20 protein-coding genes are annotated in these 19,560 nt (G+C 70.6%); 6 read left to right on the top strand and 14 right to left on the bottom strand.

Annotated features, from left to right (window positions below; genetic code table 11):
• From rph to clpS, 9 genes are all read right to left on the bottom strand, one after another.
• Positions 1–768 (bottom strand): ribonuclease PH, encoded by a 768-nt coding sequence (rph, locus tag ACWEMY_RS18185; RefSeq protein WP_452390967.1) that lies wholly within the window; start codon positions 766–768, stop codon positions 1–3.
• Between the two features lie 20 nt (positions 769–788).
• On the bottom strand, positions 789–1,553 hold the full coding sequence (locus tag ACWEMY_RS18180; RefSeq protein WP_375938606.1) for a cyclic nucleotide-degrading phosphodiesterase: 765 nt from the start codon (positions 1,551–1,553) through the stop codon (positions 789–791).
• Between the two features lie 69 nt (positions 1,554–1,622).
• Positions 1,623–2,333 carry a rhomboid family intramembrane serine protease gene (locus tag ACWEMY_RS18175; RefSeq protein WP_452390991.1) on the bottom strand — a complete coding sequence of 237 codons (711 nt, stop codon included), beginning with the start codon at positions 2,331–2,333 and terminating at the stop codon, positions 1,623–1,625.
• A 53-nt stretch (positions 2,334–2,386) separates the two neighbouring features.
• A complete protein-coding gene (locus ACWEMY_RS18170; protein WP_375938609.1) occupies positions 2,387–3,349 on the bottom strand; it encodes a PLP-dependent cysteine synthase family protein in 963 nt (320 codons plus the stop codon).
• 4 nt (positions 3,350–3,353) lie between these two features.
• Positions 3,354–3,629 (bottom strand): MoaD/ThiS family protein, encoded by a 276-nt coding sequence (locus ACWEMY_RS18165; RefSeq protein WP_375938612.1) that lies wholly within the window; start codon positions 3,627–3,629, stop codon positions 3,354–3,356.
• Between the two features lie 35 nt (positions 3,630–3,664).
• Positions 3,665–4,084 (bottom strand): Mov34/MPN/PAD-1 family protein, encoded by a 420-nt coding sequence (locus ACWEMY_RS18160; RefSeq protein ID WP_452390966.1) that lies wholly within the window; start codon positions 4,082–4,084, stop codon positions 3,665–3,667.
• Positions 4,085–4,186: 102 nt separating this feature from the next.
• On the bottom strand, positions 4,187–5,245 hold the full coding sequence (locus ACWEMY_RS18155) for a P1 family peptidase (RefSeq protein ID WP_452390965.1): 1,059 nt from the start codon (positions 5,243–5,245) through the stop codon (positions 4,187–4,189).
• Positions 5,245–5,814 carry an oxidative stress transcriptional regulator AosR gene (aosR, locus tag ACWEMY_RS18150; protein ID WP_452390964.1) on the bottom strand — a complete coding sequence of 190 codons (570 nt, stop codon included), beginning with the start codon at positions 5,812–5,814 and terminating at the stop codon, positions 5,245–5,247. Before aosR ends, ACWEMY_RS18155 begins: the two co-directional genes overlap by 1 nt.
• A 13-nt stretch (positions 5,815–5,827) precedes the next feature.
• Positions 5,828–6,178, bottom strand: a complete 351-nt coding sequence (clpS, locus tag ACWEMY_RS18145; RefSeq protein WP_452390963.1) for an ATP-dependent Clp protease adapter ClpS — start codon at positions 6,176–6,178, stop codon at positions 5,828–5,830.
• A gap of 59 nt (positions 6,179–6,237) precedes the next feature.
• Between clpS and ACWEMY_RS18140 the strand changes: the two genes are divergently transcribed.
• From ACWEMY_RS18140 to ACWEMY_RS18115, 6 genes are all read left to right on the top strand, one after another.
• Positions 6,238–7,551 carry a nicotinate phosphoribosyltransferase gene (locus ACWEMY_RS18140; protein ID WP_452390962.1) on the top strand — a complete coding sequence of 438 codons (1,314 nt, stop codon included), beginning with the start codon at positions 6,238–6,240 and terminating at the stop codon, positions 7,549–7,551.
• Positions 7,552–7,586: 35 nt separating this feature from the next.
• Positions 7,587–8,153, top strand: a complete 567-nt coding sequence (locus ACWEMY_RS18135) for an isochorismatase family protein (RefSeq protein WP_452390990.1) — start codon at positions 7,587–7,589, stop codon at positions 8,151–8,153.
• Positions 8,154–8,242: 89 nt separating this feature from the next.
• Positions 8,243–8,779 carry a DMP19 family protein gene (locus tag ACWEMY_RS18130; RefSeq protein ID WP_452390961.1) on the top strand — a complete coding sequence of 179 codons (537 nt, stop codon included), beginning with the start codon at positions 8,243–8,245 and terminating at the stop codon, positions 8,777–8,779.
• A 42-nt stretch (positions 8,780–8,821) separates the two neighbouring features.
• Complete coding sequence (locus ACWEMY_RS18125) at positions 8,822–10,867, top strand: ATP-dependent DNA helicase (protein WP_452390960.1); 2,046 nt, start codon at positions 8,822–8,824, stop codon at positions 10,865–10,867.
• Between the two features lie 167 nt (positions 10,868–11,034).
• Positions 11,035–11,664: a hypothetical protein gene (locus tag ACWEMY_RS18120; protein ID WP_452390959.1), complete on the top strand. Its 630-nt coding sequence runs from the start codon at positions 11,035–11,037 to the stop codon at positions 11,662–11,664.
• Between the two features lie 185 nt (positions 11,665–11,849).
• The gene (locus ACWEMY_RS18115; protein WP_452390958.1) at positions 11,850–13,145 is read left to right on the top strand and encodes a glycosyltransferase 87 family protein; all 1,296 of its coding nucleotides are present in this window, start codon (positions 11,850–11,852) and stop codon (positions 13,143–13,145) included.
• Here the strand turns inward: ACWEMY_RS18115 and ACWEMY_RS18110 are convergent.
• The 5 genes from ACWEMY_RS18110 to glgP all read right to left on the bottom strand — a co-directional run bounded on the left by ACWEMY_RS18110 (position 13,116) and on the right by glgP (position 19,329).
• Positions 13,116–13,928 (bottom strand): hypothetical protein, encoded by an 813-nt coding sequence (locus ACWEMY_RS18110; protein ID WP_452390957.1) that lies wholly within the window; start codon positions 13,926–13,928, stop codon positions 13,116–13,118. The genes ACWEMY_RS18115 and ACWEMY_RS18110 overlap by 30 nt on opposite strands.
• 180 nt (positions 13,929–14,108) lie before the next feature.
• A complete protein-coding gene (locus ACWEMY_RS18105) occupies positions 14,109–14,663 on the bottom strand; it encodes a DoxX family protein (protein ID WP_375938643.1) in 555 nt (184 codons plus the stop codon).
• A gap of 180 nt (positions 14,664–14,843) precedes the next feature.
• Complete coding sequence (locus ACWEMY_RS18100; RefSeq protein ID WP_375938646.1) at positions 14,844–15,257, bottom strand: hypothetical protein; 414 nt, start codon at positions 15,255–15,257, stop codon at positions 14,844–14,846.
• Positions 15,258–15,294: 37 nt separating this feature from the next.
• Positions 15,295–16,656 (bottom strand): NCS2 family permease, encoded by a 1,362-nt coding sequence (locus ACWEMY_RS18095; protein ID WP_375938649.1) that lies wholly within the window; start codon positions 16,654–16,656, stop codon positions 15,295–15,297.
• A gap of 102 nt (positions 16,657–16,758) precedes the next feature.
• The gene (gene glgP, locus ACWEMY_RS18090) at positions 16,759–19,329 is read right to left on the bottom strand and encodes an alpha-glucan family phosphorylase (protein WP_452390956.1); all 2,571 of its coding nucleotides are present in this window, start codon (positions 19,327–19,329) and stop codon (positions 16,759–16,761) included.
• Positions 19,330–19,560 lie beyond the last annotated feature (231 nt).

Raw genomic sequence — 19,560 nt, 5'->3', positions numbered from 1 at the left:
CTACTTCTTCGTGGCGGCGGGCTCGGGCAGCACGCCCGGGTACGGCAGCGCGAGGGCTTCCTTCTGCACCGCGAACAGCTGCTCACAACCGGCCAGGGCCGAGTCGAGCAGCTTGTCCAGGGTGGAGCGCGGGAAGGTGGCGCCCTCGCCGGTGCCCTGGATCTCGACCAGGGTGCCGGTGTCGGTGGCGACGACGTTCATGTCGACCTCGGCGCGCGAGTCCTCCTCGTACGGCAGGTCCAGGCGCACACGGCCATCCACCACGCCCACGCTCACCGCGGCGATCATGCACGAGATCGGTTGCGGGTCGGCCAGTTTGCCCGCGGCGGCCAGGTAGGTCACCGCGTCGTGCAGGGCCACGTAGGCGCCGGTGATGGCGGCGGTGCGGGTGCCGCCGTCGGCCTGGAGCACGTCGCAGTCCAGGGCGATGGTGTTCTCACCGAGCGCGGCCAGGTCGATACAGGCCCGCAGCGAACGCCCGATCAGCCTGCTGATCTCCTGGGTGCGTCCACCCACCTTGCCCTTGACCGACTCGCGGCCGCTGCGGGTGTGGGTGGCGGCGGGCAGCATGGCGTACTCGGCGGTCAGCCAGCCCAGGCCGGAATCGCGGCGCCACGGCGGCACCCCCTCGGTGACGCTCGCGGTGCACATCACCCGCGTCTGCCCGAATTCCACCAGCACCGACCCCGCCGGGTGCGAGGTGAATCCCCGGGTGATCTTCACTTCGCGGAGTTCGTCATCCGCTCTGCCATCGGCTCGTCTCGACACGCGGATAGTGTAGGGGAACGCTAGAGATCGAAGCTCTCACCCGGTGACACGGCGTGCACCGGCCCGGCGAAGGCGGCCTTCGCCTCGGCGATGACGTCCTCGCGCGAGGTCCACGGCGGGATGTGGGTGAGCAGCAGTTCCTTGGCCCCGGAACGGGTGGCGATCTCGCCCGCCTCGGTGCCCGAGAGGTGAATGCCCGGAGGACGATTCGCCGGATCGTGGGTCCACGACGCCTCGGCCATCAGCACGTCGGCGCCCTGGGCCAGTTCCACCACCGCGTCGCACATGGCGGTGTCGCCGGTGTAGACGAACACGCGGCCGTCGGCGGCGGTGATGCGCAGGCCGTAGGACTCCGGCGGGTGGTACATCCGCCGCGCCTCGACGGTGTGGCCGGGGCCGAACGGGATCGGGGTGTTCTCCACCCACGCCTGGGAGTCGATCACGTCGGACCAGTCGTCGGTCTCGCCGCCGATCTCGGCCGAGGCGTTGCCGATGCGCAGTGCCGCGTCGGACGGGCCGCGCACCAGGGCCCGGCCGGTGGGCGGGTTGGGGTGGTAGCGACGCCAGACCAGCAGCGCGGGCAGATCGAGGCAGTGGTCGGCGTGCAGATGGGTGAGGAAGATGTCGACCTCACCCGGGTTGAGATGCTTCTGCAGCGCACCGAAGATCCCGGGGCCGAAGTCGATGACCGTCGGCCGCATATCGGGGCCCGTCAGCAGGTAACCCGACGCTGGGGAGTCCGGGCCGGACACGCTGCCCGAGCACCCGAGGACGGTAAGGCGCATACCCTCATGCTGCCACGGCGTGCTGGTGCTCACTGCAGGATCCCCCCATTTCCCAGACCGGATCCCCGGCTACCGCGTTGGTACTGCGCGGCCGACCGATGCTCCACGGCGGCGTCGACGTTCATCTGATGAGAGTACCCAGCCCGCCAGCACTCCACCCACCGCCCCGAAAAGATGTCCCTGCCAAGAAATTCGGGGGTCGCTGGGCAGCACGCCCCACAGCATCGAACCGTAGATCAGGAAGATCACCAGGCCCACCACGATCTGCCCCACATTGCGCGCGAACCAGCCACGGCAGATCAGATACGTGAGCCAGCCGAACACGATCGAGGACGCGCCGAGGTGCACACTCCCCGACGACGCGGTGAGCCATGTGCCCACTCCGGCCACCACCCAGATGATGGCCGTGGCCGCGATCCCGCGCCCGATCCCCGACAGCAGTACCACGAACCCGAGCACCAGCAGCGGCAGCGTGTTGGCGAGCAGATGGTCCCACCCGCCGTGCAGCAGCGGTGCCCACAGGATCCCGTCGAGCCCGCCGATCGCGCGCGGTTCGATCCCGGCGCCGTCGAGCTGGTTGAGGGTGCCCGGCGGCTGACCGTGCGACAGGACCGTGTCGATCCCCTCGATCACATACAGCGCCCCGACGAACCCGAGGATCACCACGGCCGCCTGCACCCAGACCCGGGTAGCCCGCGGCGCGGGCGTTGTCGACCGGCCCTGCAATCCCGCGATCCGGTCCGGGTCGAACGACGCCCCGACTCCACCACTCACCGACATCGCCTCCACTCCGGCAGGGGACAAGCCCACTACGTCGAGCGTACCGAAACGGCTCAGGCCCAGAGCTGGCCTTCGAGCTTCTCCTCCGCCTCGTCCAGGGTGCCGTCGTAGGCGCCCGTGGACAGGTACTTCCAGCCGCCGTCGGCCACGACGAAGGCGATGTCGGCGCGCTTGCCCGCCTTCAGTGCCTTCTTGCCGATGCCGAGGGCCGCGTGCAGGATCGCGCCGGTGGAGATCCCGGCGAAGATGCCCTCCTCGCCGACCAGTTCCCTGGTGCGCTTGACCGCGTCGTAGGGGCCGACGGAGAAACGGGTGGTGAGCACCTTCTCGTCGTAGAGCTCGGGGATGAAGCCCTCGTCGATGTTGCGCAGCCCGTAGACGAGTTCGCCGTAGCGCGGCTCGGCCGCCACGATCTCGATGCCGGGGACCTGTTCGCGCAGGTAGCGGCCGGTGCCCATGAGGGTGCCGGTGGTGCCGAGACCGGCCACGAAGTGGGTGATCTCGGGCAGGTCGGCCAGCAGTTCGGGACCGGTGGTCTCGTAGTGCGCCAGCGCGTTGGCCGGGTTGCCGTACTGGTAGAGCATCACCCAGTCGGGGTTCTCGGCGGCGATCTGCTTGGCCAGCGCGACGGCCTGGTTGGAGCCACCGGCGGCGGGCGAATCGATGATCTCGGCACCGAACATGGTGAGCAGCTGGCGCCGTTCCACCGAGGTGTTCTCCGGCATCACGCACACGATCCGGTAGCCCTTGAGTTTGGCCGCCATGGCCAGCGAGATGCCGGTGTTGCCGCTGGTCGGTTCCAGAATGGTGCAGCCGGGGGTGAGCAGCCCGTCGGCCTCGGCCTGCTCGATCATCCGCAGCGCGGGCCGGTCCTTGACCGAACCGGTCGGGTTGCGGTCCTCGAGCTTGGCCCACAGCCGCACGTGGTTCTCGCCGTCCCACTGCGGCGACAGCGTCTGCAGCCCGACCAGGGGCGTGTTGCCCAGGGTCGCGATCAGCGATTCGTAGCGGGCCACGGGATCAGGCGCCGCCGGCCACGGCGGGCAGGATGGTGACCGACGCGTCGGCGGGCACCTCGGCGTCGAGGCCGCCGGCGAAGCGCACGTCCTCGTCGTCGACGTAGATGTTGACGTAGCGGTTGAGCTTGCCGTCCTTGAGCAGGCGCTCGGCCAGGCCGGGGTGGTTGGCCTCGAGGTCGTCGATCAGCGCGGACAGGGTCGCGCCCTCGCCCTGGACGCGCTTCTCGCCTCCGGTGAGACCACGCATGATGGTGGGGATGGACACGGTGACCGGCATGGTGACTCCTCGGTGATGACTTGGTTCGGTGGGGTTCAGGCGTCGTAGGTCTCGACGATGCGCACCGGTTCCTCGGTGACCTCGCCCTCGAGAATGCGGTAGCTGCGCAGCTCGTGGTGCTCCGGATCGCGGGTGGAGATCAGCACGTAGTGCGCGTCCGGCTCGGAGGCGTAGGAGATGTCGGTGCGGCTGGGGTAGGCCTCGGTGGCGGTGTGCGAGTGGTAGACGACGACCGGGGTCTCGTCGGCGTCGTCCATCGCGCGCCAGACCTTCAGCTGCTCGCCGGAATCGAACCGGTAGAAGGTGGGCGAGCGTTCGGCGTTGACCATGGCCACGAAGCGTTCCGGGCGGTCGCTGCCCTCGGGTCCGGCGATGATGCCGCAGGCTTCGTCGGGGTGGTCGGCGCGGGCGTGCGCCACCATGGCGTCCACGAGGTCGGCCCTGATCACCAGCACTTGTCGGCCCTTTCCACATCCTGTTCCAGCGGTGCCGAGCACCAGTCCCGACAACCACTCACCCTATTCGGGTATTCCGGCGGGTGCGCACGCCGGTCCGGATCAGGCGCCGAACAGGTCGCGGTAGGCGGGGATGCCGGCGATCGAGGTGGCGTGCAGTACCGCGTCGACCACGGCGCGTTCGACGACCACGGCCGCGGCGGTGCACAGCTGGTCGAGCAGCAGCAGGTCCGGCGGGAACGCGGGCGGCAGCGGGATCGCCGGGGCCTGCTTCGCGCCGGTGCTGAGGGCGAACAGGGTGTCGCCGTCGAGGGGTGAGTGCACCGGCCGGATGGCGCGGGCCAGCCCGTCGTGCGCGGTGGTGGCGAGCCTGCGACAGCCCGCCGGGTCGAGGGCGGCGTCGGTGGCCACCACGCCGATGGTGGTGTTGAGCACGGTGCCCTTCACGGGCAGGGCGTTCATCGCGGCGATCTGCTCGGGGGTGCCCGGCGCGAGCCCGAAGAACTCCGGTCCGTCGGTGCCGGTGCCCCAGGGCAGGCCGGTGCGCGGGTCGACGACCGAGCCGACCGGATTGGCGACGATCACCGCGCCCACGGTCATCCCCTCCCCCGGGCCCTCGCCGAGAACCACACTCGCCGAACCGATTCCGCCCTTGAGCGCGCCCGCCCGCGCACCCACCCCCGCGCCCGCGGTCCCGCGCGCGAACTCGGTCGAGGCCGCTTCGGCCGCGCGGAAACCGTCGTCGGCGGTCGGCCGGACGCGCCAGTCCCCGACCGGCAGGTCGAAGATCACCGCGGCGGGCACGATCGGCACCACCCGGCCCGGGTCGGCGGGGTCCATCGGGATGCCCTCGCCGTGTTCCTCGGCCCAGCGCATCACGCCGTCGGCGGCGGCCAGGCCGTAGGCGCTGCCACCGGTGAGCAGGATGGCGTGCAGCTGCCGGACGGTGTTGGCGGGGTCGAGCAGATCGGTCTCCCTGGTGCCGGGGCCGCCGCCGCGCACGTCGACCGCGGCCGTCGCGCCGCCGGGCACCCGCACCACCGTGCAGCCCGTCGCCGCCCCGGAACCCAGGGTGACCTGCGGATCGAGCCGCTGACAGTGCCCGACGAGCACCCCCGCGACATCGGTGATCGCGTCGCGGGCGCCCGGCGCGCTGCGCATCAGGGGGCCAGCGCCTGTAGCAGCGAGTCCTGCATCCAGGTGAGCCAGTGGTAGACGTCCAGATGCGGCGCGCGCGGATCTTCCGGCTCGAAATGTTCGGGCGTGTCGTCGTCGATGTCGAGCAGGGTGCCCAGCGCCAGGCGGACGTCGGTGAGCGCGGCCAGCCACGCGTCGGCCTGTTCGGGGGTGAGCACGATCTTGCCGCCGCTCTCCGGACAGCTCTCCAGCACGGTCCGGCCCGCGGCGAGCTTGGCGTCGATGATCTCCGGCTCGTGCAGGCTGCGCAGCGCGCTGTTGAGATCGGCGCGCTTGGCATCGGGCGAGCCCGGCTCGGCGCGGTGGAAATCGGGCAGCAGACGCAGCAGCTGCGGGTCGTCGGGTGGGGTGGAGTTGCCGGTGCGCAGCCCGGTGAGGGCGGCGAGCTCGTCTTCGGGGGCCTCGTTGGCGCGGTCGCTGAGCAGACCGGACACGGCCCCGATCAGCGAGCGCAGGACGGTGGCCTCGTGCTCGTCCATCTCGGATCGAAGCTTCAGGCCACTCAGCGAGTTCTTCCGGCTCCACTTGCGCACAGGGCCACGGTACTCAGTCGTCGCGCTGCATGGTTGCCCAGAGCCCCGCGGCGTGGAGTCTGCGCACGTCCTGTTCCATCTTGTCGCGCGAACCCGACGACACCACGGCCTTGCCCTCGTTGTGCACCTGCAGCATCAACTCGGTCGCCTTGGCTTTGCTGTAGCCGAACAGCTTCTGGAATATGTAGGTGACGTAGTGCATGAGGTTGACCGGGTCGTCCCAGACGACGGTCACCCAGGGCCGGTCCTCGGCCTCCAGGATCTCGGCGTGCTCGACTGCCTCCGGCGTAGCCTGTGGCGCCGACAGTGCGGCGTTCACGGCGTCGGTGACGGCGCCAGCCCGAACGGAATTGCACACGGCCATAAACCCCAGGGTACGACGAGGCAGGCCGGAAACAACACCCGGTGACTACAGTTTCTCGTGTGCCCCACCGTGACGAGTCCGCCAGCACCGCGTTGCTGACCGACCAGTACGAGCTGACCATGCTGGCCGCGGCCCTGGCCGACGGTTCCGCGCACCGGCGCTGCACCTTCGAGGTGTTCGCCCGCCGGTTGCCCAACGGCCGCCGTTACGGCGTCGTCGCGGGCACCGGCAGGCTGCTCGACGCGCTGCGCGCGTTCCGCTTCGGTCCCGAGGAGCTGGCGGTGGCCGCGAAGTTCCTCGATCCGGCCACCGTCGACTGGTTGCGCGAGTATCGCTTCACCGGCGACATCGACGGCTACGCCGAGGGCGAGCTGTACTTCCCTGGCTCGCCGATCCTGTCGGTACGCGGCAGTTTCGCCGAGTGCGTGCTGCTCGAGACGCTGGCGCTGTCGATCTTCAACCACGACAGCGCCATCGCCTCGGCGGCCGCGCGGATGGTGAGCGCCGCGGCAGGGCGCCGGACCATCGAGATGGGTTCGCGGCGCACCCACGAGCTGGCCGCGCCGTCGAGTTCGCGCGCGGCCTACCTGGCCGGTTTCGACGCCACCTCCAATCTGGAGGCGGTGCGCAGCTTCGGCGTGCCGGGCGCGGGCACCAGCGCGCACGCCTTCACGCTGCTGCACTCCGGTGCCGACGGCGAGCACGAGGCCGCCGCCTTCCGCAGCCAGGTCGAGGCGCTCGGCGTGTCGACCACCCTGCTGGTGGACACCTTCGACATCACCCGCGGCGTGGCCACCGCCATCGAGGTGGCCGGTCCCGAGCTGGGCGGGGTGCGCATCGACTCCGGTGACCTGGGCGTGCTGGCCCGCCAGGTCCGCGACCAGCTCGACGGGCTCGGCGCCACCGGCACCAGGATCGTGGTCTCCGGCGACCTGGACGAGTACGCCATCGCCGCGCTGCGCGCCGAACCGGTGGACGTCTACGGCGTGGGCACCTCGCTGGTCACCGGCTCGGGCGCGCCGACCGCGGGCATGGTCTACAAGCTGGTCGAGGTCGAGGGCGTCCCGGTGGCCAAGCGGTCGAGTCACAAGGAGTCGCGCGGCGGCACCAAGAAGGCGGTGCGGCTGGCCCGCGCGACCGGCACCGTCGTGGAGGAGATCGTCTACCCCGCCGCCGGGGAGGCGCCCGCGACCGACGGCTTCCAGGTGCGCGAACTACAGGTACCGCTGGTGCGCAAGGGCGAGATCGTCGACGGGGTGGCCACGCTGGCGCAGAGCCGGGAGCTGGTCGCGCGCGGGCTGGTCAGCCTGCCGTGGGAGGGGCTCAAGCTCTCGGCGGGTGAGCCCGCGATCCCCACGACCTTCCTCGGCTGAGGACAATGGCAGTGAACGAACGTGGAGGGACCGGTATGGCGCGCGGCTTGGTGATCGTGGACGTGCAGAACGACTTCTGTGAGGGCGGCGCGCTCGCCGTCGCGGGCGGGGCCGCCGTGGCCACCGCGATCAGTGAATACCTCGCGACGACCCCCTACGACGCCGTGGTCGCCACCCGCGACTGGCACATCGACCCCGGCGCGCACTTCTCCGACACCCCCGACTACGTCGACTCCTGGCCGCCGCACTGCCGCGTCGGCACCCCCGGCGCCGAGTTCCACCCGAACCTGGACACCACGACCGTCCAGGAGACCTTCCACAAGGGCGAATACACCGCCGCCTACTCCGGTTTCGAGGGCGCCGCCGCCGACGGCACCACACTCACCGACTGGCTGCGCGCCCGCGGCATCGACACCGTCGACGTGGTCGGCATCGCCACCGACCACTGCGTGCGCGCCACCGCCCTGGACGCCCGCGCCGCCGGTTTTGGCACCCGCGTGCTGCTCGACCTCACCGCGGGCGTGTCCCCCGAGACCACCCGCACCGCCCTCGAAAGACTGCGCGCCGCAGGGGTCGACCTCGTCGGCGCGACCGCGTCCTGACCACACACCGCCACGCCGTTCGCCCCAGCGACCGAGCCGCCGCGATGCCCCGCGGGCGGTGCGCAGGCACCGCCGTCGATACTTCCGGCATGGACTATCGATTCCCGGCCCACACCCGCGCCACCCTGACCACCGCGCTCGCCGGGCTCGACAACATCCACGACGCCGCCGAACTCGTCTTCTGGTCCAACCCCGCCACCGACGACCTCCAGCGCCTCGGCCTCGGCGCCTTCGGCCGGCTCCCACCCGCCTTCACCCACCTGCTGGCCCTGACCAGCCTGCACTCCACCGTCCTGGACACCGGCTTCAGCGGCTACCTGCGCACCCGCCGCGCCGAACTCCCCTGGGCCATCCGAGGTCTGCGCGCCGCGGGCATGCCGACACTGGCCGCCGCCGCCGTCCTCACCGCCCACGACATCTCCCCCAGCTCCCCCGACGACCCCCTCGACCGCTTCTGGGAGGACGAACACCAGGTCCTCGCCAATCCCGCCCAGATCCGCCGCCCCACGGGGGACCGCGCCGACGACCCGGACGAGATCTACGACATCAACGAACCGGAAGACTTCGAACAACGCGTCCTGGACTACATCCGCGCCCACCCCGACGACTTCGTCCGCGAGTACTGAACGTCGGCGAAACCTGTCGGCGGGGGCCGCTAGGCTGCCTTCGTGCCCGAACTCCCTCCCGTCACCGACCTGCTCGTCACCGCTGTGCGTGCCCTGGGTGGGAAGGAACGCACCGGTCAGACCGCCATGGCCGCTGCCGTCGACCACGCGATCGACACCAAGGAGCATCTGGCGGTACAGGCGGGCACCGGCACCGGTAAATCGCTGGCCTATCTGGTGCCGAGCCTGCGGCACGCGGTGCGCACGGGTCGCACGGTGGTGGTCTCCACGGCGACGATCGCGCTGCAACGCCAGCTCGTCGACCGGGACCTGCCGCGCCTGGCCGAGGCGCTGAAGAAGCCGCTGGGTCGCGTGCCGCAGTTCGCGATCCTCAAGGGCCGCAACAACTATCTGTGCCTGAACAAGATCAACAGCGTCATCCCGGAGGACACCGGCGGCGAGGCCGAACTGTTCGACGCCTTCGCCATCTCGCGCCTGGGCCGCGAGGTGCAGCGCCTCAACGAGTGGGCCTCCGACACCGAGACCGGCGACCGCGACGAGATCGCGCCCGGCGTCAGCGACCGCGCCTGGCGGCAGGTGAGCGTGTCCTCGCGCGAGTGCCTGGGCAAGTCGCGCTGCCAGTTCGGCCAGGACTGCTTCGCCGAGAAGGCACGCGGCGAATCGGCGCAGGCCGATGTGGTGGTCACCAATCACGCGCTGCTGGCCATCGACGCCATCAGCGGCATCCAGGTGCTGCCCGAACACGATGTGGTGGTGATCGACGAGGCGCACGAACTGGTCGACCGGGTCACCGGTGTGGCCACCGCCGAACTGGCCGCCACCGCGATCAGCGCCGCGGCCCGGCGCTGCACCAAACTCATCGACGAGCGCGAGGTCGACCGGCTCGAAGGCGCCGCCGAGGCCTTCCACCAGGCCATCGAGGACCTGCCCGCCGCCCGCTGGGACCACCTGCCCGACGGCATCGCCCCGGTGCTCGCGCTGGTCCGCGACGCCGCCTGGAACGCGCGCACCGAGATCGCCCCGCAGGGGACGGTGAAGACCCAGGACGACCCCGACAACGCCGCCGCCCGCACCATGGCCGTGGCCGCGCTCGAGGACGTCCACGATGCGGCGGTGCGCGCGCTCACCGCTTTCGAGGAGGCCGATCCGGCCGCGCGCCGCGATGTCATCTGGCTCTCCGCCGACGAGGTGCGCGGCGTGCCCCGGCGCACGCTGCGGATGGCGCCGCTGTCGGTGGGGGGGCTCTTGCGCAGCAGGCTGTTCGGCTCGGCCACCGTGGTGCTCACCTCGGCGACCCTGCAGATCGGCGGGTCCTTCGACGGGCTGGCGATCACCTGGGGCCTGCCCGCGCAGTCCGGCGGCAAGGTCGACGCGGCCCTGGCCAACGGCGCCACCGCCCCCGCCGACACCGAGACGGTGCGCTGGAGTTCGCTGGATGTGGGTTCGCCGTTCGACCACGCCAAGTCCGGCATCCTCTACGTCGCCAAGCACCTGCCCGCCCCGGGCCGCGACGGCCTCTCCCCCACCTACCTCGACGAGATCGAGCAGCTCATCACCGCCGCGGGCGGACGCACCCTCGGCCTGTTCTCCTCGATGCGCGCCGCCAAGGCCGCCACCGAGGCGCTGCGCGAGCGGCTCGACACGCCCGTGCTGTGTCAGGGCGACGATTCGATGGGCGCGCTGGTTCGCAAGTTCGCCGACGATCCGGCCACCTCGCTGTTCGGCACGCTCACCCTCTGGCAGGGCGTGGACGTGCCGGGCCCGTCGCTGAGTCTGGTGATCCTGGACCGCATTCCGTTCCCCCGCCCGGACGACCCGCTGCTCACCGCGCGCCAGCGGGCGGTGGAATCGCGCGGCGGCAACGGCTTCATGACCGTGGCCGCCAATCACGCCGCGCTGCTGCTCGCGCAGGGCACCGGCCGGTTGCTGCGCAGCGTCGACGACCGCGGCGTGGTCGCCGTGCTCGACTCGCGCCTGGCTACCGCCCGCTACGGCAGCTACCTGCGCGCCTCGCTGCCGCCGTACTGGGAGACCACCGATCCGGAGGTCGTGGCCAAGGCGCTGCGCAGGCTCACCGCGTCGGTGTGAATCCGCGAGCTTGCACAGCGGGCCTTGCGATTCGCAAGGTTGGCACCATGAATTCGCTACCGGGCGAATGTAACTCGTGAGAACGTGTGGTGATGATGCACCACGCCGATGGCGAGGTACTCGGCGAATTTCTGGTCAGCGCAAGATCTTTGGCCGAGTACCGCGCGATGTTCCAACTCTCCGACGACGACCTCGCCGGTCGCCGCATTCTCGATTGCCCCGGGGGCGCAGCCAGTTTCGCCGCGGAGGCGAGTGCGCTGGGCGCCGAGGTGACCGCGATCGACCCCATCTACGCCACCGCCCCCGCCGACCTCGCCGCCCGCGCCACTCCCGAGACCGAACGGGCGGTGGCTTGGGCCCACCAGCACGCCGACCGATACCGCTGGGACTGGTACGGCAGCACCGCCGAGCACGCCGCGATCCGCCGCGGCGCCGCCGCCCGCTTCGCCGAGGACGTCCGCACCACGCCCGACCGCTACCTCGCCGGCGCCCTGCCTTCGCTGCCCTGCCCCGACGACTCGTTCGATCTGGCGCTGAGTTCGCACCTGCTGTTCAGCTACGCCGACCGCCTCGACGCGGACTTCCACCTGGCCGCCCTGCAAGAGCTGGCCCGCGTCGCCACCACCGAGGCGCGGGTGTATCCACTGCTGGACTACACCGGCGCCCCGCTCGACGACCTGATCGATCACCTGCGGACCGAACTGCACGACAAAGGAATTCAGACCTCGCTGCGCAAAACCCACTATGAGTTCCACCACGGTGCCGACACCATGCTGACGTTGCAGCCCGTGGCCTGATCACCGCAGGTCGATGCCGGTCCGCTATCACGGACCGGCATTCGGGCACGCCCGTGCCAGTCATACGTTCCGGCTACCGAAGGCGAGCCGCCGCCCGGCACCCCGGACCCGGCGTTGTACGTTCTTAGTCGTGCATACGATGCGAGCCGGCCGGTAGCACGGCCGTGGCGGAGAGATCTCGACGCGTGGAGCTGCCGCGCACGACCCTGACGCTCATCCTGCTACTCGGTACCGCCGTCCTAGGTGTGACGCTGCTGTTCACCACCATGGACCCCTGGATGAACAGCGGCGGCATCCTCGCCGGCGGCCTGGACGTCCACATCTATCGCGACGGCGGCTGGCGGCTGTGGCACGGCCGCGCGCTGTATCTCGAACCCACCCACTACGGCCTGCTCTACACCTACACCCCGTTCTCCGCGGTGGTGTTCCTGCCGCTGCTGCTGGTGCCGTGGGGCGCGGTCACCACCACCTGGCTGACGCTCAATCTGCTCGTGCTGTTCGCCTGCGTGCTGCAGAGCTGGCGGATGCTCGGCTACCGGGTGACCCCGCGCCTGGCGACGGTCAGCGCGCTGATCGCGCTGGCCTGCACCTTCGCCGAGCCGGTGCGCACCACCCTGTACTACGGCCAGATCAATCTGTGGCTGATGCTGCTGGTGCTGTGGGACTTCTCGCGCGGTGAGCACAGCCGCCTGCGCGGTCTGGGCGTCGGCATCGCCGCGGGCATCAAGCTCACCCCGCTGTTCTTCATCGCCCAGTACCTGTTCCAGCGGCAGTGGCGGGCCGCGGTCACGGCGGCGCTCACCTTCCTGGCCACCATCGCCGGGACCGCGCTGATCCTGCCGCGCGACTCCTTCCAGTACTGGACCTCGACGTTCTTCCACTCCGGCCGCATCGCCCCGGATGTGCACCCCGCCAACCAGTCCCTGCGCGGCGCCATCGCCCATCTCCTCCACGGCCCCGCCCCGATCTGGCTGTGGCTGCTGATCGCGGTGCCGATCGCGCTGGCGGCGCTGCGGCTGGCGGCCGAGCTCCAGCGCCGGGGCGAGCCGCTGCTGTCGGTGACCCTGGGTGGGCTCACCGCGTGTGCGGTGTCGCCGTATTCCTGGGGCCACCACTGGGTCTGGTTCGTGCCGCTGCTGGTGTACCTGATCCACCGCGCCCAGACCCGGCGGCGCTGGTGGCTCGCCGCCGGTGTCCTCTATCCCGCGATCGCCGCGTGGACCTACACGTACCTGCCGGGCTGGGTCAGCGTCGGCACCTTCCTGCTGCCGCCGTGGTGGCCGTTGTCGCAGGTGCTGATGAACATCTACGTGGTGCTCTACCTGATCACGCTGGCCGGTATCGCGGTCGGCCTGCGCGGGCGCACCCCACCGCCGATCGAGCCGATCGCCATCGAAGCGCCCGCGGCCGAACCGGATTCGCGCGGCCTCGATCCGCTGGTGGTGGTGCCGCTACCCGCACGCCCAGTCGAAAACGCCTGACTCCAGGTCGAGCTGGGCGTTGCCGCCGCCGAAGTTCATCCCGGAGATCTCCTCGATCTCCAGGTAGTACGCGGTCAGCCCCTCGGGCAGGGCCTGCACCGGGAAGGCGGTGCCGCCCAGGTGACAGCGCCCGAACAGGGGCTCGGCCCAGGGATTCCAGCCGGAGTCCTCGGTGAGTGGGTCCTGGTAGCGCGTGTCGGTCTCGTACTCCACCGGCGGGATGCCCACATTGGGATCGCCGGTGCGCTCGGCCAGCCAGATGCCGACGGTGGGATGCACGTCGTCCCAGGCGTTGCAGCCTTCGTCGCTCGCCACCGGCGCCCCGGCCGGGCGGACATCGGCGGGCGGGGCGACGGGCCCCGCGGCGAATTCGGCCTCGGTGAGCCAGATCAGGGCGAAGGCGCCGCCGATCTCGTCGTGCAGGATGCGCAGCTGCGGGTGCAGGCGGGTGCTCACGAGGTCGCGGGCCACCGGGTCCTCGGACGCGGCATCGGGCACGACCGGGTCGCCCGCGTCGGCGAACTGCCCCTCGCCCTGGAAGAACGCGACGGCGGGGAACCCGGGACCGCGCCGCTGGTAGTCGGCGGGCAACCGCAGGGTGAACGCGTGCATCATCGGCAGCCCGGTGACCGGCCCGCGCGGCCAGCACGCCGCGTCGATCCCGGGCCCCTCGCTACCGATCCACCCCGACCGCACCGGCGCGTCCAGCGTGAGCGGCTCACCACCGGGCGTCTCCGCCAGCTTGTCGGCCGAGTCCCCGAAACCCAGGTCGTACGCCTTCATCGCGCCTCTCCTCTTCCCTGTGCGGACGATGCCGTGCCCGCCCCGCGCGGGCCGCACGCCGACGAGGGTAGTGCGTCGCACCGACATCGGGTGACACCGCGGCGACCACCCGGCAACCGGCACACGACAACGGCGGCGCGGCGACTGCGGTCACCACACCGCCGTCGCGGGGAACTCAGCTCAGAGCACGGCCTTCAGCAGCAGCGTCAGCAGCCCGGAACCGATACCGAGCGCGACCGCTCCCGCGCCCCACACCAGGCCCTGCCGCGCCCACGGCCGTCCGTGATCCAGCGAGAACCGGCCGGGACCGGTGAAGGCCAGGGTGACGGCCGGGATGGCGAACAGCAGCGCCACCTCGTAGCCCTTGCCGGTGAGCAGGCCGCCGGCGAAGGTGACATTGATGGCGTTGACCATGGTGCCCAGCACCGCGGCCGCGGCCAGCGGGGTGAGCAGGCCGAGTACCAGCGCGAGACCGCCGGCGAATTCGGTGAGACCGGCCAGCGTGCCGAAGATCTCGCCGGGGTTGTAGCCCATGGCGGTGAAGCCGTCGGCGGTGTCGCGCCAGCCCTTGCCGCCCCACCAGCCGAAGAGTTTCTGGGCGCCGTGCGCGGCCATCAGGCCGCCGAAGCCGACGCGCAGGACGAGCAGGCCGATATCGCTCGAGAGCGCGGCATCGGTGGCCGTGAGGGTGGTGGTCGTGCCGGAAGTGGTGGTGCGGGTAGCGGTGTCGGTCATCGTTTCCTCATCTGCGATTCGATACATGCCCGCAACCGGACTACGGTCCGATTGCCTTCTCCGATCAACTCCGGTGCGGTCCGGGCTATTTCGCGCCCGTCCCGCCGGATCTGTGCCGCTGGTCACAACCGATGCGAAAGGCCGCCCGATCGGACGGCCTTTCGCTTGCTGACACGGTGGTCAGTACGACATCGTCGCGTAGCCGACGAGCGTCTGCTCCGACTCCCTCGACAGCTTCCAGGTGCCGTCGATGTCCTTCCAGGTCACCGGAATCGGATAGGTGTAGTCGCCGAGGCTGCTGTTGAGGGTGGCGGAGAGGGTGTCGCCCTCGACCGTCACCGGACCCGACACGTCCCAGTGGTAACCCGGGATCGCGGCGATGCGGTCGCGCACGACCGTCAGGCCGCTCGCGTCGCCGGACTCGACCTCGGCGGTCGAGCCGTTGAGCGCGGCCTGCAGTTTGCCCTGCAGCTCACCGGCCGACGGGGTGGCGGGCGCGGCGATCGCGGCCGGGGCGGTGGCGACGACGGCCACGGCGACCGGCGCGAACAGGGTGGCGACAGCCATCGACGCGGCGACGAGCGAGCGCTTCACAGATCTCTCCTTCAACAATCGGAGAGGTAAGCCTAACCTATTCGACCAGGAAGAAGAAGTACGCCAGGAACAGCACCAGCAGCCCCCACATGGCCGGATGCACCTCCTTGACCCGGCCCTTGGCCACCATGACCACCGGATACAGGATCATGCCCATGGCCAGACCGTTGGCGATCGAATACGTCAGCGGCATCATGATCACGGTCAGGAAGGCGGGCACCGAGTACTCGAGATGCTGCCAATCGATGTCACCGAGGGCACGGGCCATCAGCACACCCACCACGATCAACGCGGGCGCGGTGACCTCGCTGGACCCGGCGATCACCGAGAACACCGGATAGCAGAACATCGCGATCAGGAACCAGCCCGCCGTGGTCACCGCCGTCAATCCGGTCCGGCCACCGGCCGACACGCCCGCCGTCGACTCCACATACGCGGTGGTGGTGGAGGTACCGATGATCGCGCCCGCGGTGGTGCCCACCGAGTCGGCGGCCAGGGCGCTGGCCGCGCGCGGCAGTGTGCCGTCCTTGTTGAGCAGCCCGGCCTGGTTGGCGACGCCGATGAGCGTGCCCGAGGCGTCGAAGAAATCGACGAACAGCATGGTGAGCACCACCACGATCATCTGCCCGGTGAAGGCGTCGGGCAGATGGATGATCGCCTGACCGAAGGTCTGGTCCAGGCCCTTGGGCAGTTCGGCGATGCCGTCGGGAATGCCGACCAGCCCGGTCACCATGCCGAGCACGGTGGTGGCGACGATGCCGTAGAGCACCGCGCCGTGCCAGCCGATCACCAGGAAGACCACCGTCACGACCAGACCGAACAGCGCCAGCAGCGTGGTGCCCTTGGTGAAGTCGCCGAGGGTGACCAGCGTCGCCTCGCTGTTCACCACGATGCCCGCGTTCTTCAGCCCGAGGAACGCCACGAACAGACCGATGCCCGCGCCCACCGCGAACTTCATCTGCAACGGGATCGCGTTGAGAATCCGCTCGCGGACCTTGGTCACCGCGAGGATGAAGAAGATGATGCCCGACAGCAGCGTCCCCGACAGCGCCACCTGCCACGGGATACCCATGCTCAGCACCACGGTGTAGGCGAAGAACGCGTTGAGGCCCATGCCCGGCGCGAGCGCGATCGGATAGCGCGCCCAGATGCCCATGACCAGCGTGCCGAAGACCGCGGCCACCGCGGTGGCGGTGAACACCGCCTGCATCGGGATGCCCTTGTCACCCAGGGCGCCCTCGTCACCGAGGATCGACGGATTCACCGCCAGCACATAGGACATCGCCAGGAACGTGATCGTCCCCGCCATCGCCTCGCGCCGGAAGGTGGACCCGCTCGACGAGACACCGAAGTATCCGTCGACGCGCCGTCGGGCGCGGGTGACGACATCGCTGGCCATGACTCTCCAGTCCGGGGGTGTTCAGAGAAGAAGGATGCCCAGGAACGGTAGCGGAAAGTTCACTGAACCCGACAACCCGTCTCCCGTGTCCCCGCTCACGGTTCAGCCGCCCGCGACCGCCACCGCGCCCAGCTCGGCGTCGGAGGCCAGCAGCGGGTGCCGCGGCAGCACCCGCACCGTGTAGCCGACCGCGCCCGACAGCGGCACCGGCAGCTCGAGGTCGTAGAGCTGCACGGCGTCGTCGGCACCGGTGTGGCGCATCTCCCTGGTGACGGTGTCGGACAACTCGTCTTCCGGGGAGACCCGCCCGAGCACCGCCTGCACCACCACGTCCGCGGCGGTGAGCCCGCCCAGGTCGACCCGCGCGTGCAACCACAACTCGGCACCGATCACCGGGGTGTCGGGCAGGCCCGAACTGTCCACCTGGACAACGCGCACCGCGGGCCAGGCCGCCTCGATGCGGCGCCGGTACTCGGCGACCCGCGCGGCCCCGGCGAAACCGTCGTCCGCGGCCTCGGCGAACGCGGCGGCGGCCGGACCGTAGTACTGCTCGGCGTAGTCGCGCACCATCCGCGAGGCCAGCACCCGGGGACTGGTGGTCTGCAGGGTGTGGCGCACCATTTCGGTCCAGCGCACCGGGACACCGTCGGCGTCGCGGTCGTAGAAGCGCGGCGCGACCGTGCGCTCCACGAGTTCGTAGAGCGCCGCGGCCTCGAGATCGTCGCGGCGGTGCTCGTCGCGGACGCCGTCGGCGGTGGGGATGGCCCAGCCGTTCTCGCCGTCGAACATCTCGTCCCACCAGCCGTCGCGGATGGACAGGTTGAGCCCGCCGTTGAGCGCCGACTTCATCCCCGAGGTCCCGCACGCCTCGAGCGGGCGCAGCGGATTGTTCAGCCACACATCGCAACCCCAGTACAGGTAGCGGGCCATCGACATGTCGTAGTCGGGCAGGAAGACAATGCGATGGCGTACCGCGGGATCGTCGGCGAAGCGCACGACCTGCTGGATCAGCGCCTTGCCGCCGTCGTCGGCGGGATGGCTCTTGCCCGCCACCACCAGCTGCACCGGCCGATCGGGGTCGAGCAGCAGCGCGCGCAGCCGTTCGGGGTCGCGCAGCATCAGGGTCAGGCGCTTGTAGGTGGGCACGCGGCGGGCGAAGCCGACGGTGAGCACGTCCGGATCGAAGACGTCGTCGATCCAGCCCAGTTCGGCCTCGGCGGCCCCGCGCTGCAACCAGGACGCGCGCAGCCTGCGCCGCACCTCCGCGATCAGCACGCCGCGCAGGGTGTTGCGGGTCGACCACAGCTGCCCGAGGTCGACATCGCTGAGCTTCTCCCAGCCCCGCGCCTCCTCGACGAGTTCGGGTCCCACCAGTTCGCGGGCCTTGTCGAGCCATTCGCGCGCGGCCCAGGTCGGCGCGTGCACCCCGTTGGTCACCGAGCCGATCGGCACCTCGGCGGCGTCGAAACCGGGCCACAGCGCGGCGAACATCTCCCGGCTGACCTCCCCGTGCAGCTTCGAGACACCATTGGCGCGCTGCGCCAGCCGCAACCCCATGTGCGCCATGTTGAACACCGACGGATCGGCCTCGCGCCCGAAGGCCAGGATCCGGTCCACCGAGAGTCCCGGCAGCAGCGCCGATTCCGGCTCGCCGTGCGCGCCACCGAAGTACCTGCGCACCAACGGCATCGGGAACCGGTCGATCCCGGCGGGCACCGGGGTGTGCGTGGTGAAAACCGTCCCCGCGCGCACGGCGGCCAGCGCGGTGTCGAAATCCAGTCCGCCCGCGACGAATTCGCGAATCCGCTCGACCCCGAGGAACCCCGCGTGGCCCTCGTTCATGTGGAAGACGTCCGGATCGGGCAGCCCGTTGGCACGGGTGTAGGCGCGCACCGCGCGCACCCCGCCGATACCGGCCAGGATCTCCTGCTTGATCCGGTGGTCCTGGTCGCCACCGTAGAGCCGGTCGGTGACCGCGCGCAGTTCCGGGTCGTTGTCGGCGATGTCGGAGTCCAGCAGCAGCAGCGGAATCCGGCCGACCTGGGCGATCCACACCCGCGCGCGCAGCACCCGGCCCTCCGGCATGCCCACGTGGATCAGCACCGGCGAACCGTCGCTGGTCAGCAGTTTCAGCGGCAGACCCTGCGGGTCCAGCGCCGGATAGTGCTCGCGCTGCCAGCCGTCGGCCGACAGCGACTGCCGGAAATACCCCGAGCGGTACAGCAGCCCGACCCCGATCAGCGGCAGGCCCAGATCCGAGGCCGCCTTGAGGTGGTCACCGGCGAGAATGCCCAGGCCACCGGAATAGTTGGGCAGCACCTCGGTGACGCCGAACTCCATCGAGAAGTACGCGATCCCCGCCACCTCGGTGCCGCTCTGTTCCTGGAACCAGCGCGGCCGGGCCAGATAGTCGCGCAGCCCGCGTTCCTGCGCGTCGACCCTGGCGGTGTAGCCGGGGTCGGCGGCGAGCGCGTCGAGCCGCTCGGCGGGCACCTCCCCCAGCATGCGGACGGGGTCCTGGCCGAGGACCTGCCACAGCTCCGGATCGAGTTCGGCGAACAGATCCTGCGTCGGGCCGTGCCACGACCAGCGCAGGTTCGTCGACAACTCACCCAGCGCGGCGAGCCGCTCCGGCAGATGGGCACGGACAGTGAACCGACGAAGTGCCTTCACCAGCGGAAGATTAACTGATGCCGCCCGCGCAGGCTGAACACGCGGCGATGACCGCCCTCCCGGCCCCGCACCCGCGACCCCCGAGGAGCGGCGGCCACGAAGTGGCCGGTCCGCGGCCGGGTCGCCGGTCAGACGCCGTTTCGTAGGCGACGAAGGAGCAAGAAACGGTGTCTGACCGGCGACCTGCGAGGGGCCGCGGACACGCGCGCACCTGCGCGCCGGAAATACAGT

Source organism: Nocardia sp. NPDC004415 (assembly GCF_053602435.1).
The sequence above is the reverse complement of the archived record's forward strand: the minus strand, read 5'-3'. Positions and strand labels throughout refer to the sequence as shown.

Excerpts from the sequence above, each read along its gene's own strand:
- ACWEMY_RS18105 (WP_375938643.1), bottom strand. The coding sequence starts at position 14,663 with ATGACCGACACCGCTACCCGCACCACCACTTCCGGCACGACCACCACC.
- ACWEMY_RS18130 (WP_452390961.1), top strand. The coding sequence starts at position 8,243 with ATGGACTATCGATTCCCGGCCCACACCCGCGCCACCCTGACCACCGCG.
- clpS (WP_452390963.1), bottom strand. The coding sequence starts at position 6,178 with ATGGCCGTGTGCAATTCCGTTCGGGCTGGCGCCGTCACCGACGCCGTG.
- ACWEMY_RS18165 (WP_375938612.1), bottom strand. The coding sequence starts at position 3,629 with ATGCCGGTCACCGTGTCCATCCCCACCATCATGCGTGGTCTCACCGGA.
- ACWEMY_RS18135 (WP_452390990.1), top strand. The coding sequence starts at position 7,587 with ATGGCGCGCGGCTTGGTGATCGTGGACGTGCAGAACGACTTCTGTGAG.
- ACWEMY_RS18175 (WP_452390991.1), bottom strand. The coding sequence starts at position 2,333 with ATGTCGGTGAGTGGTGGAGTCGGGGCGTCGTTCGACCCGGACCGGATC.
- ACWEMY_RS18095 (WP_375938649.1), bottom strand. The coding sequence starts at position 16,656 with ATGGCCAGCGATGTCGTCACCCGCGCCCGACGGCGCGTCGACGGATAC.
- ACWEMY_RS18110 (WP_452390957.1), bottom strand. The coding sequence starts at position 13,928 with ATGAAGGCGTACGACCTGGGTTTCGGGGACTCGGCCGACAAGCTGGCG.
- ACWEMY_RS18120 (WP_452390959.1), top strand. The coding sequence starts at position 11,035 with ATGTTCCAACTCTCCGACGACGACCTCGCCGGTCGCCGCATTCTCGAT.
- ACWEMY_RS18180 (WP_375938606.1), bottom strand. The coding sequence starts at position 1,553 with ATGCGCCTTACCGTCCTCGGGTGCTCGGGCAGCGTGTCCGGCCCGGAC.
- ACWEMY_RS18155 (WP_452390965.1), bottom strand. The coding sequence starts at position 5,245 with ATGCGCAGCGCGCCGGGCGCCCGCGACGCGATCACCGATGTCGCGGGG.